Source organism: Streptomyces sp. MMCC 100 (genome assembly GCF_041538145.2).
Classification (GTDB): Bacteria; Actinomycetota; Actinomycetes; order Streptomycetales; family Streptomycetaceae; genus Streptomyces.
The window spans coordinates 7,987,048-8,001,762 of record NZ_JBGORK020000001.1 but is presented as its reverse complement, the minus strand read 5'-3'; the positions used below and the strand labels follow the sequence as shown (position 1 = coordinate 8,001,762).

At 66.2% G+C, this 14,715-nt stretch carries 14 protein-coding genes and 1 tRNA gene; 10 read left to right on the top strand and 5 right to left on the bottom strand.

Going from position 1 to position 14,715, the window contains the following annotated elements:
* Positions 1-318: 318 nt before the first annotated feature.
* Together ABS735_RS37170 and ABS735_RS37165 are read right to left on the bottom strand one after the other, a co-directional pair.
* Complete coding sequence (locus ABS735_RS37170) at positions 319-957, bottom strand: ATP-binding protein (protein ID WP_373904661.1); 639 nt, start codon at positions 955-957, stop codon at positions 319-321.
* 221 nt (positions 958-1,178) lie between these two features.
* Positions 1,179-2,006 carry a glycerophosphodiester phosphodiesterase gene (locus ABS735_RS37165; RefSeq protein WP_373904660.1) on the bottom strand — a complete coding sequence of 276 codons (828 nt, stop codon included), beginning with the start codon at positions 2,004-2,006 and terminating at the stop codon, positions 1,179-1,181.
* 262 nt (positions 2,007-2,268) lie between these two features.
* Here ABS735_RS37165 and ABS735_RS37160 point away from each other — a divergent pair, with 262 nt between their 5' ends.
* Positions 2,269-3,816, top strand: a complete 1,548-nt coding sequence (locus ABS735_RS37160) for a S1C family serine protease (protein WP_373904659.1) — start codon at positions 2,269-2,271, stop codon at positions 3,814-3,816.
* A 157-nt stretch (positions 3,817-3,973) separates the two neighbouring features.
* Here the strand turns inward: ABS735_RS37160 and ABS735_RS37155 are convergent, their stop codons facing one another.
* Positions 3,974-4,867, bottom strand: a complete 894-nt coding sequence (locus ABS735_RS37155; RefSeq protein WP_373904658.1) for an NADP-dependent oxidoreductase — start codon at positions 4,865-4,867, stop codon at positions 3,974-3,976.
* A gap of 71 nt (positions 4,868-4,938) precedes the next feature.
* Here ABS735_RS37155 and ABS735_RS37150 point away from each other — a divergent pair, with 71 nt between their 5' ends.
* Positions 4,939-5,529 carry a TetR/AcrR family transcriptional regulator gene (locus tag ABS735_RS37150; RefSeq protein ID WP_373904657.1) on the top strand — a complete coding sequence of 197 codons (591 nt, stop codon included), beginning with the start codon at positions 4,939-4,941 and terminating at the stop codon, positions 5,527-5,529.
* A gap of 63 nt (positions 5,530-5,592) precedes the next feature.
* A tRNA-Ser gene (locus ABS735_RS37145) sits at positions 5,593-5,677 on the top strand.
* Between the two features lie 153 nt (positions 5,678-5,830).
* Here ABS735_RS37145 and ABS735_RS37140 read toward each other — a convergent pair.
* Positions 5,831-6,589, bottom strand: coding sequence for a GntR family transcriptional regulator (locus ABS735_RS37140; protein WP_350890711.1), 759 nt, complete (start codon positions 6,587-6,589; stop codon positions 5,831-5,833).
* Positions 6,590-6,668: 79 nt separating this feature from the next.
* On the opposite strand from ABS735_RS37140, the gene ABS735_RS37135 reads away from it, so the two are divergent.
* From ABS735_RS37135 to ABS735_RS37115, 5 genes are all read left to right on the top strand, one after another.
* Positions 6,669-6,947, top strand: a complete 279-nt coding sequence (locus ABS735_RS37135; RefSeq protein ID WP_373904656.1) for a hypothetical protein — start codon at positions 6,669-6,671, stop codon at positions 6,945-6,947.
* A gap of 12 nt (positions 6,948-6,959) precedes the next feature.
* On the top strand, positions 6,960-7,271 hold the full coding sequence (locus ABS735_RS37130) for a hypothetical protein (protein ID WP_373904655.1): 312 nt from the start codon (positions 6,960-6,962) through the stop codon (positions 7,269-7,271).
* Between the two features lie 199 nt (positions 7,272-7,470).
* On the top strand, positions 7,471-7,695 hold the full coding sequence (locus tag ABS735_RS37125; protein WP_373904654.1) for a hypothetical protein: 225 nt from the start codon (positions 7,471-7,473) through the stop codon (positions 7,693-7,695).
* An 8-nt stretch (positions 7,696-7,703) separates the two neighbouring features.
* A complete protein-coding gene (locus ABS735_RS37120; protein ID WP_373905144.1) occupies positions 7,704-8,435 on the top strand; it encodes a GntR family transcriptional regulator in 732 nt (243 codons plus the stop codon).
* Positions 8,432-8,731 (top strand): hypothetical protein, encoded by a 300-nt coding sequence (locus ABS735_RS37115; RefSeq protein ID WP_373904653.1) that lies wholly within the window; start codon positions 8,432-8,434, stop codon positions 8,729-8,731. The genes ABS735_RS37120 and ABS735_RS37115 overlap by 4 nt, the downstream gene beginning before the upstream one ends.
* 4,224 nt (positions 8,732-12,955) lie before the next feature.
* Here the strand turns inward: ABS735_RS37115 and ABS735_RS37110 are convergent.
* Positions 12,956-13,420 (bottom strand): NUDIX hydrolase, encoded by a 465-nt coding sequence (locus ABS735_RS37110; RefSeq protein ID WP_373904652.1) that lies wholly within the window; start codon positions 13,418-13,420, stop codon positions 12,956-12,958.
* 18 nt (positions 13,421-13,438) lie between these two features.
* On the opposite strand from ABS735_RS37110, the gene ABS735_RS37105 reads away from it, so the two are divergent.
* Both ABS735_RS37105 and ABS735_RS37100 read left to right on the top strand, forming a co-directional pair.
* Positions 13,439-14,218, top strand: coding sequence for a GntR family transcriptional regulator (locus ABS735_RS37105; protein WP_373904651.1), 780 nt, complete (start codon positions 13,439-13,441; stop codon positions 14,216-14,218).
* Between the two features lie 139 nt (positions 14,219-14,357).
* Positions 14,358-14,714: an SCO3933 family regulatory protein gene (locus ABS735_RS37100; RefSeq protein WP_003950171.1), complete on the top strand. Its 357-nt coding sequence runs from the start codon at positions 14,358-14,360 to the stop codon at positions 14,712-14,714.
* Position 14,715 lies beyond the last annotated feature (1 nt).

The following is a 14,715-nucleotide window of genomic DNA, read 5'->3' as shown; positions in this document are numbered from 1 at the left end:
CCTAGCCGTTCCGGCCCCGGCCGACGGGACCCTGTGGACGACGGACCGTCTGTGGACAACTCGCCCCGGCCGGCCCCCTACACGCGCCCGACGGGCCGGCCCAGGGCGGCGGACGGATCGGGCCGGACCGTGAACCGGGCCGGCCCAAGCAGTCGAACGGGCCGGTCCGGACCGGGAACTGGGTCGGGCCGGACGACCGTGAACCGGAGTCGGGCCAGGCAGTCGAACGGGTCGGCCCAAGTCGTGACCGGGGCGGCCCAGCCCCTGGGAACAGGGAACAGGACTCGGTCCACGTCATGGAGCGCAGGTCAGCGCAAGTCAGCCCAGGTCGTCGAAGGCGTCCGCGAAGTCCAGGCCGGGGATCTCCGAGACCGCCGGTGCCGAGATCCGGGCGGCGAAGTCGTCACGCCGGTGCCCGGCGTCCGGGTCGTGCACGTCGTCGTGGACGACGACCCAGACCGTGACCTCTCCGCGGGCGTCGTCCCGTACGCCCCAGTCGTCGGCGAGCGCCGTGATGATGTTCAGCCCGCGGCCGCCGTGCGCGGTGACCGAGGGGGTCGCCGGAGCCGGGCGGGTCGGGCCGCCGCCGTCCGTGACCTCCACGAGCAGCCGGCCGCCCGCGTCCACCTGCCATGCGGCGCGGACGTCGCCGTCGCCGGCCAGGGCGTCGCCCAGCGGCCTGCCGTGCTTGCACGCATTGCTCAACAGTTCGGAAAGGACCAGTACAGCGTCGTCGATGACCGATTCCGCCACGCCGCCTCTGCGCAACTGATCACGCATGCGGTGTCTTGCTTCCCCCACGCCCGCAGGGCCATGGGGCACGGCCATGCTCGACGACGTGGGCACCTCCTGTGCCACCACCAACGCCACCCCCGAGACCTCCTTCGCCCCACGCCACGGTGTGGATGCCCCATCGCCCAGAGCCGGAAACCGGCCGATCCCCGCACGGTGACGCATTCGACACGGCCGAACACGCACTGAACGCGCCGGAGCACTCCCTGTAATCACATGGCTGGATTTGGTCGGTGTGGCCGAGACCGGAGAATGGGGCAGTCTGGCCGCCGGGTCAAGAGCCGTGGACGAATCAGCGGCCGGGCGGTCGACAGTCGGCTGGACCGGGCGGTCGGCGAGCCGGCGGCCCGGAAGGTCGACGATCAGCGGCCCAGGTGGGCGACGGGTCAGCGGCCCAGGTGGTCCAGGACCGCGCGCGGCCGGTTGGTGATGATGGCGTCGACGCCCAAGCCGGTGCAGAGATCCACGTCGGCGGTCTCGTTCACCGTCCACACGTGCACCTGGTGACCGGCTCCCTTCAGGCGCTCGATGTAAGCGGGGTGATTGCGCACGATCCGGATCGAGGGGCCCGCGATCCGGACACCGGCGGGCAGTCGCCCGTCGCGCAGCCGGGGCGATACGAACTGCATCAGATAGACCGTCGGCAGCGTCGGCGACGCGGCCCGCACCCGGTGCAGCGACCGGGCCGAGAAGCTCATCACCCGCACCGGGGACTCCTCGGCCGAGGCCGGCGCGTCGAGTCCGAATCGCTTCAGGAGCAGCAGCAGTCGCTCCTCCACCTGCCCCGCCCAGCGGGTGGGGTGCTTGGTCTCGATGGCCAGCTCCACGCGCCGTCCGGCGTCGGCGACCAGCTGGAGCAGCCGCTCCAGGGTCAGCACGGAGGTCTCCTCCCGGTCTTCGGGCCGGTGCTCCCAGTCGGGCTGCTCGTCGCGCGTGCGCCAGAACTCCCGGGTCCGGCGGGCGCCGAAGTCCAGCGCGGCGAGATCGGCGAGCTCCAGCGCGGACACCGCGCCGCGACCGTTCGACGTACGGTTGACGCGCCAGTCGTGGACGCAGACGAGATGGCCGTCGGCGGTCAGGCGGACATCGCACTCGAGGGCGTCCGCCCCGTCCTCGATCGCCTTCCGGTACGCGGCCAGGGTGTGCTCGGGGGCCTCCTCGGAGGCTCCACGGTGGGCGACGACCTGAATCCGGTGCTGTCGTGCGTGGGTCACCGCGTCATGGTGCCACCGCGGGCGGGTAGACGTGCCATCGGCGGAATCGGCAACGCGTCCGTTTAGTCTTGGATGACCTATATAAAGGACGATCGGGGACCCACAGCAACCGCTTATGGTGCTCTGACGGCCCGTGGGAAAAGCTGATGGCATACAAAATCACCGGCACATCCGCATCGCGCCGGACCGTGGAGCAGCGCGTGAGTGTGGCTGAGCGCGACCAGGGTGAGCGACAACCAGCCGTGGAACGAGGAGAGAAGCTGTGAGCACCGAGAACGAGGGCACCGCGGTACCCCCGGCCCCGTCCGCACCTCCCGTGCCGGTGGATACTCCCGCTGCCTCCGCCCAGCCTCCCGCGCCGCACGCCCCCCACCAGGCCCTCGCGTCCGCCCCCGAGGCCCCGGCGGCTCCCCCCGCCCAGGCCCCGGCCCCGGTGTCTCAGGACCACCCGGCACCCCAGGCATCCCAGGGGCACTCGGCCCCTCAGGGCGGCGAGGTTCCCCAGGGACCCACCGCTCCCGACGCCTCGTGGCCCCCGCCCCCGCCGCCGGGCACCCCGGCCCAGACCCCGACGTACGGCGCAGGCGGCGGCGAGGGCTTCGGCGACGGCTCCGGTGACGGCCCAGGTGAAGGGGCCGGTGGCGGAGCGGGCGGTTGGGGAGCCTCGTACCAGCAGCCCGCCCCGAAGCCGGGCCGCGGGCGAGGCGGTCTGGTCGCCGGCGTCCTGATCGCCGCGCTGGTCGCGGGCGGCCTGGGCGGCGGTCTCGGCTACACCCTGGCCAAGAACAACGACGAGAGCGGCTCCACCACGGTCTCCGCCTCCGACACCGGCGGCTCCGTCAAGCGCGACGCGGGCACCGTCGCCGGTGTGGCCGCCAAGGCGCTGCCCAGCACGGTCACCATCCAGGCCGAGGGGAGCAACGGCGAGGGCGGCACCGGCACCGGGTTCGTCTTCGACAAGGAAGGCCACATCGTCACCAACAACCACGTGGTGGCGGAGGCGGTCGACGGCGGCAAGCTCAGCGCGACCTTCCCCAACGGCAAGAAGTACGACGCCGAGGTGGTCGGTCACGCCCAGGGCTACGACGTCGCGGTCATCAAGCTCGAGAACGCCCCCTCGGACCTCAACCCCCTCCCCCTGGGCGACTCCGACAAGGTCGCCGTGGGCGACTCGACGATCGCCATCGGCGCCCCCTTCGGCCTGTCCAACACGGTGACCACGGGCATCATCAGCGCCAAGAACCGCCCCGTGGCCTCCAGCGACGGCAGCGCCGACAGCAAGGCGTCGTACATGAGCGCCCTGCAGACCGACGCGTCGATCAACCCGGGCAACTCCGGCGGCCCGCTGCTGGACGCGCAGGGCAACGTCATCGGCATCAACTCCGCGATCCAGTCGACCGGCAACGGCGGTTTCGGCACCGGCCAGGCCGGCTCCATCGGCCTGGGCTTCGCGATCCCGGTCAACCAGGCCAAGTTCGTCGCCCAGCAGCTGATCAAGAGCGGCAAGCCGGTGTACGCGAAGATCGGTGCCTCCGTCTCCCTGGAGGAGACGACGAACGGCGCCAAGCTCACCGAGCAGGGCGTGGGCGGCTCCGACCCGGTCGAGAAGGGCGGCCCCGCCGACGACGCGGGCCTGAAGCCCGGTGACGTCATCACCAAGCTCGACGACCGGGTGATCGACAGCGGCCCGACCCTGATCGGCGAGATCTGGACCCACAAGCCCGGCGACGAGGTCACCGTCACCTACGAGCGCGGCGGCAAGCAGCACACCACCGAGGTCACCCTGGGCTCGAAGCTCGGCGACGACTGACCCTCGTTCCGCCCCGCACGACCCACCCACTTCGCCACCGGGACCCGCCCCGGTGGCGAAGTGCGTTGTACGGGAGAGCCGTTCTGAAAGCGACGAAGACGAAGCACACGAAGCACACGGCGCACAGGGCGCACAGGGCGCACACGACTCAGCCGATTCAGATGACGACGACCCGGCGCCCGCGCGTGTGACCGGCCTGGCTGTCGACGTGCGCCGCCGCTGCATCCGCGAGTGAGTACGACTTCTCGACCGGGATGTGGAGCCTGCCGCGCGCGATCAGGTCGACGGTCTCGGCGAGCGCCGCCGGCATGCTTCCGGCCACGCCGGAGAACCGCACGCCGAACTCGGGCGCCCCGAGATCGGCGATGGTGACGACCTTCTCCGGTCCCCCGGCCAGCTCGACGAGCTCGCGGATGACACCCGAGCCGGCCAGATCGAGAGCCGCGTCGACACGGCCGAGCCGCCGCACCCGCTCGACCCAGCCCTCGCCGTACGTCGTGGCGACGGCGCCAAGGCCGCGCAGGTACTGCTGGTTGGCGGCACCGGCCGTACCGATCACGTTGATGCCGCGGGCGCGGGCGATCTGCAGCACCGCCGACCCGACTCCCCCCGACGCACCGCTGACCAGGAGCGTCTGCCCGGGCCGCACACCGACCTCGCGGATGACGCGCAGCGCGGTCTCCACGACGGAGGGGTACCCGGCCGCCTCTTCGAACGTCAGCCCCTCGGGCATCCGGGCCCAGACCCCGAGCACGGCGAACTCGGCGTAGGTGCTGGAGCCCTCCCCGAACACCCGGTCACCGACCTCGACCCCCGCGACACCCTCACCGACCTCGTCCACGATCCCGGCCGCGTCGAGCCCGACCCCCGAGGGCAACTCGACCGGATGGGCGCCGAGAACCTGCCCCTCCCTGACCCTCCAGTCGACGGGATTCACGCCCGCCGCTCGCACGGCGATGCGTATCCGGCCGGGGCCCGGACAGGGCTCCTCGGCGTCAATGAGTTGCAGAACGTCCGGACCGCCGAACTCGGCGAAGCTCACTTTCTTCATGCCGCCGAACGTAGCACTAACGGATAGCGTTTCATAACAGTTGTTGTTTCGTACCTGCTAGCCTGCGGGCCATGACCGTGCAGCAGTCGGGCCGCCGTGAGCGCAAGAAGGCCGCGACCCGCCAGAAGATCGCCGACACCGCGCTGCGGCTCTTCCTGGAACGCGGGTACGACGCGGTGGGTATCCGTGACGTGGCCGCCGAGGCCGACGTGGCCGTGACCACGCTCTTCTCCCACTTCGCCTCGAAAGAGGCCCTGGTGTTCGAGCAGGACGAGGACTTCGAGCAACGCCTCACACAGGCGGTCACCGACCGGGCACCGCACGAGCCGCTGATCCCCGCGCTGCGCCGCGAGATCCTGGCCCTGGTCCAGCACTGCACCGCGGACAGCGCCGCCCCGATCTGGCGCATGATCGACGCGTCCCCCGCCCTGCGGAAGTACGACGAATCGGTCCGCCTGCGCCACGCGGAGGCCCTGGCCGCGGCCATCGCCGCCGACCCCGCCCTGCCCAAGACCGAAACCGCCGCCCGCACCATCGCGAGATTCGTGATCGACGCCTACTCACTGTCCCGCGAGGCACCCGAACCGGAGGCCGCCCTGGACGAGATCTTCCCGATGATCGAGGCGGCCTGGGAGGCAGCCTGCCCTCCCCGTCAACCGTGAGCCCCGCTCGGCGGACGAGGCCGGTAGGCTGTACCCGCTCCGCCCAGGGCGGGCCGGAGCATGGGTGGGTTGCCCGAGCGGCCTAAGGGAACGGTCTTGAAAACCGTCGTGGCGCAAGTCACCGTGGGTTCAAATCCCACACCCACCGCAGTGGTACGGCCCCTGACCAGGCTTTACGGTCGGGGGCCGTCACCGTGCGCGCTACCCGCCGAACACTGCCGTTCCCCGCGACTTCCCGGCCGATCGGGCACGGAAGGGGCACGGCTGGGGCATGCCCTGAGGGGCCCTGCCGCCTGGTCACTTACGCGCGGCTGATCGGAATCTCGTACACGATCTCGCAGTGCGCGGCGGGCACCACAATGTCCGCCGTCTCGACTGGCCGTCCCTGGTCGCTGTAGTACGTCCGCCGGATGTGCGTGACGAGTGCGGCCTTCTGGATGCCGAGTAGCGACGCCTCCTCGGCGGTCGCCTGCCTGGGCTCCGGCTGCTCTACGGCATGGCTGACGGTGATGCCGATGGCGGCCATCCGATTCACGACGCCTGCCCCGGCGTGCGGCCCTCCCTCGGGGAGGACGACGAGACTGCCGGCGGTAAGGTCGTACGGCTCCCAACTGGTCGACAGCTGCACAGGCCTGCCGTCGGCCAGGAACTCGTACGCGGTTCGGACGCACAGCTCGCCCTCGGCGATCCCGAGCCGGGCGGCGATCTCCGCCGGGGCCGGCACCTTGGCGTCGGTCCTGCTCTCCCAGTCGCCCTGCCTGCCAACGGCCTTCATGTCCGCCCGGAACGGCGACCCTTCGGGCTGTTCGCGCGCCGACGACCGCACCACGCGCACGCGTTGCCGGGGCTCGGCGACGTAGGTGCCCGAACCGGCGCGGCCCTCCAGCACGCCTTGGGAGATCAGCAGCTCTTGAGCCCTGCGGACGACGTTCTCGCCGACGCCGCACTCCTGGCCGATCTGGGCGCGGGAGGGCAGGCGGTCTCCCGGTTCCCACACGTGCTCCGCGATCCGCTGCCGTAGCTCGTCGGCGATGCGGAGATAGGGCGGCTGCTCAGGCATATGGAAAATCTAGTCCACTAGCTCTAATCTAGTTAACTAGCTTCACTCCAAGTGATCGCCGAGTGACGGAGGCTTCCCTGTGCCCGCTTCGCGAGTGAGCGCGGAGGCCATCGCCGCTCGGTTATCGGCGGTCGGGCTCACCACGCGTGTGGAGGAGCACGACCGATGCACGTCGGTCGAGGCGGAGGTACCGGATTCGCTCTCCGCCTCGTCGTGGCGGGAGGTCCTGGAAGTGATGGCGGAGGCCGATCGATTCGGGCTTCACGCCACCAGCTTGAACGGCCGCACCCTTTGGGCGGTCGTACGCAAAGCGGTCCCCACGACGGGCGATGTCGGGGGACCGAGCCATCAGCGATAGGAGCTGAGCAGCGTGCTCAACCGTATCCGCCGTGCCGTCTCGCTCGCCAGAGCGCGGTACTTCCCCAAGGGCAGGCACCGCCGAGCCTTAACGCCGTCACGGGCGGCCGTGGCGACGCCTCCCGCGCTTGCCGTGGAACCGCCGGCCGTCCCGGAATCGATGCCGGACACCGCTGACCGCCTTCACCTGCTCCTGGGCGAGGACAATGCGCTCGTCCGCCCGTACGTGCTGGCCTGGGAGCGGCAGCGTGCACGTCAGCGCTCGGTGGTTGTGGCGCCCCGACTGTCGGCTGAGGCGTTCTCGACCCTGGCAGGTGTTCGCTGATGCCTCCTCGTCAACGCCTCCACGTTTCGGAAACCGCGGCTGCTGCCTACCGGTCGACCGCATGCCGGGTCGGCACTCACACAGCCTGTGCGGAAGCGTCGCCATCTCCTGCGCCGGTCGACCTGCCGGTGATCTACGAGACGTGCGTCTGCCCCTGCCACCCCGCGCCGGATCACTCCACGCGACCGACGGTGAAGCGGTGAGCAACTGGGCCCCCGGGGGTGCGCTGGCTGCCAACGTCGAGATCACGGCGGCCACTGTTCTGCGGGGCGACATCATCCAAGTCGGTGGTCGGGCATGCCGGGTGAGCGACCTCTTCCAGCTTCCCCAGGGTGCGAAGCAACTCCTGTTCGAGTCGGGAGAGCTGCTGACCATAAACGGGCGAACCCGGCTCGTCGCCGTGCGGATGACGAGAAGGCGGTGACACAGTCCATGACGTCTCGTCGCCTCGTCGTCGCGGACGACCTGAGACGCCGGATCACGACCGGCCGCATCGGGCCTGGTGACCGGCTCCCGTCTGAGTCCGCCCTGGCCGACCGGTACAAGGTCAGCACGGCGACACTGCGAAGCGCCCTCGCCGTGCTCCAGGGCGAGGGCCTGGTCGAGAAGATCCACGGCAAGGGCAACTTCGTCCGCCGTCCGCTGCGCAAGATCACGTACGTCGGTGGGTGGGGCACGCTAGACCCTCGGACTGCCGCAGACGTGGACCTGCGCGTGACCGTCCGCACTACGGCACTGCCCGCGCGGGGGCACCTCACGGCGCTTCTGAAGGTGGATGACGGAAGCCCACTGATCGAAATCCTCCGACTCAGCTACGAGGGAGAGTCCCCACACAGCCTGGCCCGCGTATACGTACCGCGAGACCTGACACCGACCAAGACGCTCGGCGACAGGTCCTCAAGGGCGTGGGCGGAGGCCAGTTTTGCTGTGCCGGACCCACCGCCGGCCGAGGTCCACGAGACGGTGTCCGCCCGACTCCCAACGTCGGATGAGGCGTCAACCCTGCGGATCAGCGCAGCCTTGGCCGTCCTGGCAATCACTCGCGTTGCGGCAGACAACACCGGGCGAGTCGTTGAAGCGGCTCTGCTCGTGTTCCCTGGGGACCGCGTCGACGCCGTCTTCAGCACCCACCACGTGATCGAAGAAGGGCAGGCGCACAGATGACACCGCAGAACGAACTGCGACTCCTCCCGTGGTCGGGCCCGGATGGCAAGCCCTGCTACCTGAGCACCGATGACAGTGGCGGCTACATGTCCCGCCTGGCGGACAACATCGAGGCGGTACAGCTCGGTATGGCGGCTGATCTCGTGGAGCAGGTTTCGGCAGTACTCGGCGACCGGGATGCTGGCCCGGACGATCTGCGCCGAATGGTGACCGAACTGGCCGGGGCCCTGCGAGACGTGCTCCGCGTAGCAAACAGTCGCGGTCACCTCCTGGCTGTGAGCGAACGTCAGTCCTAAATCGGGTCAGTCACGGATATTCCTGACACTCCCATCAGCACCCGGAAGCTCGTCTACCGATCACCCTTTCCGCTGAACGGCGGGCCTGACGAGGCCCACGGCTCTGAGCAGTTGGATGCCGTGGGCTTCTGCTGTTACTCGGTCGACGCTGAGCGGCCTCGAACTGTCAGGAGACGGCCGGAGCTCGACCCAGGCACGGTGGTGGCAGGGACCCTAGCCGACGACAGTCAGCCACGGCGGCGGGTGCGCCCACCGACCAGGCGCGCGTATGCCTCGGTGCGCCCCACCGGTCCCCACCACGCTGCCAGTGCCGTCGACCAGAGCAAGCCACAACGCCAGCACGTGCTAATTGTGCCTGAGCCCTCAGCTTGGCGAGCTGCGGACATTTGGGCGCCCAGGCGGTGACTTGGAGTAACGGCGTTAGTGCAGCTTCGTCGGCCTCCGCGAGTTTCACCGTGGAGACCCGCTGTTCCCCGCCCAATCTGGTGCGGCTGTGGTCTACGCCGCCCTTTTGGAAGACGTCTGACTCATGGCACGCCTCTGGCGTGGGTTGCGCCCCTTCCGGCTCCGAGAGCGGACGACTCGTCGCGAGTGAGATTTGGCCCAGCGCGGCACCGGCACTCGCCCACACGAGATCGGGCGTGCGCGTCACTGGCTACCTTCAGCAAGGCCGTGCGTGCACGGGGTCTCTTAGCTTGAAAAGTTGGTCGCCTGGCAGAAATTGCTGCGTTGACATGCGGCGGTTTTTGGAGCCCTCGCAGTGCCCGTGACCAGCCCTCGCCGCCCTCCGTAGTTCACTCACGATCTGGCACGCGCATGGCACGAACCTGTTCGTTCCCGTGATTCCTGAGCGGAAGCTCGGCATTGGAGGTTTTAGCTCAGCCAGTTACAGTCAGTCAGGGAAGTGCCGTTCTGCGACCAAGAGAGTTCGAACTACCGCAAGTCACGGGGGGTACTAGTCACAAAACCGAGCGACCTAAGGTCGCTCCAAATCCATCGGAAGGCGATATTCGTTGCAGGTCGACTTTCCCATATGTGCAGCGCTGTCTGCGTCCAGCCATGAAAAGAGAACGGCGCCCTCTCTGGGTTGTCAACGTGAAACCTCCGCAAATAGGGCTCATACTTCTCATACTCTTGCGGTATCCGCACTTCCCTAGACTGGGCAATGGAAATATCGATACGGCTCTGGCTCGATTCCGTATCGGCGAACGGGATCAAACAATAGTCAAGTACCGGACCATCCGTGAATGAATCACCCTCGCCTACATGCAAGTTTCCTTTCAGAGTTGCTGGCAGGAGGGAAAAGTGGCTTAGGGTGTAAGTGAAGTTTCGAAATAGCGTACGCATTATTTCAGTGTACGCGTCGAGGGCACGAGCATAAACGAAGCGAGTCAGCTCAAGTAGCCGATCAGGCGTGTAGAAATTCCATACCCACCCTGAGCTCGGCCTATTAACGTCAGCTGACGGCCATGGAGGCGTTAGCTGACCTCCGTGCTGTCGATCGAGCCATTCGCCGACAAGTATGAGATCCAAACGTGTGATACGCCTACTGGCTCCATGTTGATATGCGTAGTCGTCTAAAGGACCGTGCTCCCGAGCCTTCTCCTGAAGTTTCCGTACGAGAGTTTTGATTTCCTCTACTGCGACAGGTTCTGCACGGAGAAACGAACCCCTTCGAAGCAGAGCATAAATGACAGCCCATATGTACTCGGTCTCAATGACCCCACCCAGCGGCGCATGCAGGTGTAGGGCGTTGGGCAAATTTCGCTCTATGTGCTGCTGCAACTGGTGGTGGGTCCAACCCCATACCCAGGCGTCGCCGGCCGGTGCAGGAGAAGACCCAACACCTATACCCCTACCTGCCATTTCCTGTGGGTTGGAAAGGTGGTGAATAGCTTTCGAGTCCGAGTTTCCCTGCTCCCATGCGTAGATGAATCTTGTGCCGGTCTCTTCTACTGCCAAATGCAACTTTAGATGATTACTGGCATTCTTTCCGGAATCCAGCACTGTCACCACTGGGGCTAGCTCGCCTACACCTCTACACCAACTTGCCGTGGCGCGATGAAGTCGCGTGGCCACAGCTTTCCATCCAGGTAGTTCGCAAGATGAGATTCCGTTACCGAAAGGCCTTTCGATACCCTCGCGTACCACCCAGGCGGCAGCACCAGGATTCCATTTAGCGAGAGCATTCATGATGTCATCGATATGCTCAGAACTGCCCGTTTGCATGCAGAGGGCAAGTACATACCGCCACTTTGCGAAGGACGCTAGGTCGCTAAGGATATGATCTAGGTTTACTTCTCCCTGTAGCAATGCCTCCGCCGCGAACCACTGCTCAAAGAGGCTCAGAGTGAAGGAAACTTTGTTTTCCGAAAATGCCACTAGGCGAGTTTCTTGCAAACTATGACGTATCGCCTCTCCGCCGACCTCAGCTAGTGCTACATTGCCGTCGCTTGCAACAGAAGAAGCGGCGATCCGGCGTAGCAATGGAAAAAACTCTCGCCAAGAACCACTGCTGCTCCCAAGGGATCGAAGTGCACAGTGCTGAATGAGGCCAGCAGAGGTTTTGGGTACACTCTCGCGCGCGCTGTGGATGCTAACTACCAGCATGGCGAACAGTGGTCGCCGAACAGCTTCCACAATTTGAGGAGGATAACTGTACGGGTGAATGTTCGGGGATCCGGCGACCTTACGAATCATCTCGAAAGCCGCATCTTCTGACCAGCTTTCCAAGTGGGCGCATTCCACATGGTCAGCAAACATTCCTGGACGCCCAGTAATCAATACTTGCGACTTAGGCCATCGGGCGGCTAGGATCTGGCATTCTTCAACAAGCTGGGCTCCTTTTGAGGTCTCGTCTATTCCGTCAACGACCAGCGAAACCCCCACTCCTGCCAGAGTAGACGAATCAATCCTGCTTGTTATCCACGACTCCAAGTCATGGGAAATATTCCTCGCCGCGATCCAGAGAGGCAGTGGTTCCCCGTCGTCTTCGGCGAACTCTCGACACCGGTTTGCTAGCCATAGGTTGGCCACGTCGGATTTTCCAGCACCCATGGGGCCGACTAGCGCCACAACCCTACCTGAGCTGAGTGAAATCAGGCCATCCGGATCATTGAAATCGAACTCTGTACTTAGGTTTGCCTGTTCTTGGGTGACCCCAGGGGCCCTACGCAGAATTTCTCGCCTCTTGGAGCATTCGCGGATCAGTTGGTCTGCAATATGAGACCGAGGGTAAGTGCTTTGCAGGCCGTCGGGACCTGTTTTGATAGTTACGTTGACGTCACCGCTGGCGCACCCGATCTGAATGTTGTGGCCGCCGATGTGGGAATCTGAAACCCACAGTTGTGCACTGTCTAGATCTTTCGCCATTACGATTCTTCGATCTCCACATCTCCTGTGGATTCACCGAGTTGGAGATTGTTACCGGATATTTGTGAACCTCTTACTTCCTGCCCCGCGGTCGCGGCCCTACCAGATTCGGGCGTCAAGGGAGGCTGAATTTGACTTGCCGTGGAGTGCTGACTGGATCGCTTGATACGTACCGACCCGCCAGTTTGGCCAATCTGAATGTTACTACCAGAGATATTCGAACTGGTAACTTTCTGAGTAGTTGGTTGAGGCGTGCTTGACTTCCGAGCTTCCACTATTCCGTAAATCGAAAGTGCTAGACCTGCCAGCGCGATAAAAAGCCCCACAACACTTGCCGTCTTGTCGGCCTTGTCCAAGCCGACCTGGCTGAAGTAGTAGCCCAACGCAGAAGCAGCGACGACCGTGACTGTGGTTCCTGTAGCGACCAGGACTCGCCCATTCATGCCGTGATTATCTTCGCTGAGTCGCCGAGCCGCTAGCGTTCGGAGCGATTGATACGAGGTCGGTGGAGCGGGTTTGGCCGATGGCCTGCCCGGTCTGGGGTCGAGCATGATCAGGGGGCCGTACGCTGGTTGGCAACTCGGGCAGGCTTTGAGCCTGCCCGCAATGTGCACGAGTGGCCCCCTGGTCTTGCTCGACGCGGGACCCGGACCGGGGAGGTGGCTAAAGCCGTGGAGCCGACCGCCCCAGCCACGACGTACCCCTTCTCCGACATCAGGCGGCTGACTGCTGTGCACGCGGCACGGACGCCGGCCGGGCTGGAGCGGGGCGGAGACAGGAGCGCAGGCCCGGCCGGGGGCTGGGCCGCGCGCGGGGAGCGGAGCGAGCCGCCTTGATGAAGTAGGGAAAGTCTTATCCCGCTGGGATGAGGTGCTTGCCGTCGTGGCTTCGTACGTGGGGGCCAGCCCCGTCTAGGGCGTCCAGGAGCCTGATCGCGTAGACCTCGGCCATGCGTTCGCTGACCTCGTCGGGTGTGAGCCAGGTGACGGCTGTGGACTCGCTTGAGGTGCGTTCGGTGCCGCCGGAGGGCTTGCAGCGGAAGACCAGGGCGACGATGCCTCGGGTGGTGTTCTTGTAGACGCCGGTGAGTTCGTCGACCTCGACGTGGATGCCGGTCTCTTCCCAGACTTCGCGGGCTACGCCGGCCTCCGGGGTCTCGTTGAGTTCGAGCACGCCGCCGGGCAGTTCCCAGGTGCCGTTGTCGGCTCGGCGGATGGCCAGGAGGCGGCCGTCTTCGCGCACGACGACTCCGGCGACGGATACGGAGTGCAGGGGCGTCGACGTTGCTTCCTGTGGTTGACTCATGTACAGGAGCATAGGAGGCAGAGAAGGACTATGGGAACTGCGGTAGAGGGGGGCAGGTCCGGGCCTCGGTACGTGCAGATCGCGGACGAGATTGTGCAGCAGATCCGGGCTGGGGTTCTCAAGCCTGGTGACATGGTGCCGAGTGAATCGGAGTTGGTGGAGCGCTACGGCGTGTCCGGTGGCACGATCCGTAAGGCCATGGTCGAGGTGCGGGCGAGCGGGCTCGTGGAGACCCGGCACGGCAAGGGCTCGATCGTGAAGGACCGGCCGCCGGTGCGGCACCGTTCCTCCGACCGTTTCCGGCGCTCGCTCCGTCAGAGCGGCAAGGCCGCGTACCTCGCGGAGTCCGCTCAGTCCGGTGCTACGGCCAAGGTGAGCGTGCTCTACATCGGCCCCATGGAGGCTCCCGCGGATGCCGCTCAGCGGCTCGGCGTTCCCGCCGGCACTCAGGTGCTCGCCCGGCGGCGTCTCTACTTCCGCAACGGCACCCCGGTCGAGACCGCCTCCTCCTACCTCCCGTGGGACGTCGTCAAGGACATCCCCGAGCTGTTCGCCGAGAATCCCGGCGGCGGTGGCATCTACGCCCGACTCGAAGACCACGGACACGAGTTCGCCGAGTTTGTCGAGACGCTGCAAGCGCGGCCGGCCTCCAAGGCGGAAGCCTCCGAGCTGGCACTGAGTCCGGGTGCGCCGGTGGTTCACCTGATCCGTGAGGCCCGTACGACGGCCGGAGTCGTGGTGGAGGTCTGCGACACGCTCATGGCTGCTGACCAGTTCGTTTTCGAGTATCGGATCCCTGCCGCCGACTGACGCCCGCTCAACTTCGAGCAACCCGTCGTGACTTCGATGCCGCGGCGGGTTGACTCATGTACAGGAGTGGTGCACTCTTCTTCGTGGCACTCATGTACATGAGTGTCGGAGCCCAGCACCTGTAGAGGAGTGTTCTGCTGTGCGTCAGATCCCTGTCGACACCTCCGCCGCGACCGTGATGGTTGCTAAGACCCCGCAGCCCAAGGTGCGTGACCGCCGTACCGGCGAGATCGCCACCGACGCCGAAACCGGCGCGAAGCTGATGACCGTGGACGTGATGTTCGCGGCCAACGACGAAGTCGAGATCCTGTCCGTCACCGTCCCGGAGACCGGCATCTCCGGTGACCTGACCATGGGCACCCCGGCCGCGCTCACGGGGCTGGTCGCCCGGCCGTGGGAAAACGAGTTCAACGGCCAGAAGCGGCACGGCATCGCCTTCCGCGCGGTCGCCGTCACCTCGCTGGCCACCACGGGCACGGGCTCGAAGGCAGCCTGAG